Origin of the sequence: Acinetobacter sp. UBA5934 (genome assembly GCF_002430855.1) — a bacterium.
Lineage (GTDB): Bacteria > Pseudomonadota > Gammaproteobacteria > Pseudomonadales > Moraxellaceae > Acinetobacter.
In genome coordinates this window covers 1,526-2,636 of sequence record NZ_DJDC01000018.1, presented here as the reverse complement: position 1 = coordinate 2,636, position 1,111 = coordinate 1,526, and the positions used below count along the sequence as shown (strand labels likewise).

Here is a 1,111-nt window from a genome sequence, read left to right as displayed (position 1 = left end):
AGTGTGCATTTTATGACCCCGGCTGAACAGCAAAAGCTGAAAGAATTTTTATTGCTGGATCAATATTTAAATAGCAAACATAACGAACTAGAAAGCTTTAACCAGCAACTCTCGAACCAATCTTTATACAATCAGCGCCGTTTAACCAATTTAGGGACCTTCCGCGCTTATGTTGAGTTTTACTTAAAACAGCATTCCGGCATCGCGCAGAATCAATCGCTGATTATTCGACAATTACAACCGACCAGTGAGGGTTTACCACTGGAAATTTATGCTTTTGCAAATACAACGGTATGGAAGGATTATGAAGCGATCCAGTCTGATATCTTTGATCATTTGATTGCCATTGTCCCGGAATTTGGTTTAAGAGTTTATCAAGCGCCATCCGGTGCTGATTTCAGGCAATTCATGGCACGTTTGGCAGATCAAGACGAATCCGCTAATCCTGAACTTTAAAACTGAGAGATTGATGCAATATTTAAAGCATATTGCTATTCTTCTTATTTATAATTTAATGATTTAACTGAAAATAAGGCATCCTTGTTCTATGCAATTGATATGGTTTCGTCAAGACTTGCGTATACACGATCATGCTGCGCTTTGGCATGCGACTCAATCTGGAAACTGTATTGCTTTGGCGGTGCTCTCACCTGAGCAATGGCAACGACATCATGACAGTCCGGCCAAACAAATATTGTATTTACGCCAACTGGAAACGCTCAAATCGCAGCTGAATCAACTGAATATTCCTCTGCTGATCAAATGCATTCCTTTATGGAAGGAAGTCCCCGATGAAATGCGGCAGCTTTGTCTGCGACTTGGCATTGACGCTGTACATGCCAATATTGAAGTTGGGGTCAATGAATTAAACAGAGATGCCCAAACGAAAAAAAATCTGGCAAAGCATCAGATTTCGCTTGAGCTTTATCATGATCAGACCATTTTTCCTGTCGGTTCAATCTGCAATAAATCCAATCAGCCATATCAAGTGTTTAGTGCTTTTAAAAAGCGTTGCTATGAACTACTCAGCATCAGCCTACCGCAAGGCTATCCGGCAATCGCACAGCAGAAAAAAATAGAGCTGAACCTGGAGCTAGAAAATACAAACATC

1 protein-coding gene and 1 pseudogene are annotated in these 1,111 nt (G+C 40.7%); both read left to right on the top strand.

Annotated elements, in window-relative coordinates:
• Nucleotides 1–456: pseudogene (locus tag B2Y23_RS01320) on the top strand (mechanosensitive ion channel domain-containing protein); the annotation flags it as partial.
• Between the two features lie 91 nt (nt 457–547).
• A partial coding sequence (locus B2Y23_RS01315; protein ID WP_291368538.1) for a deoxyribodipyrimidine photo-lyase occupies nt 548–1,111 on the top strand: 564 nt, incomplete at its 3' end.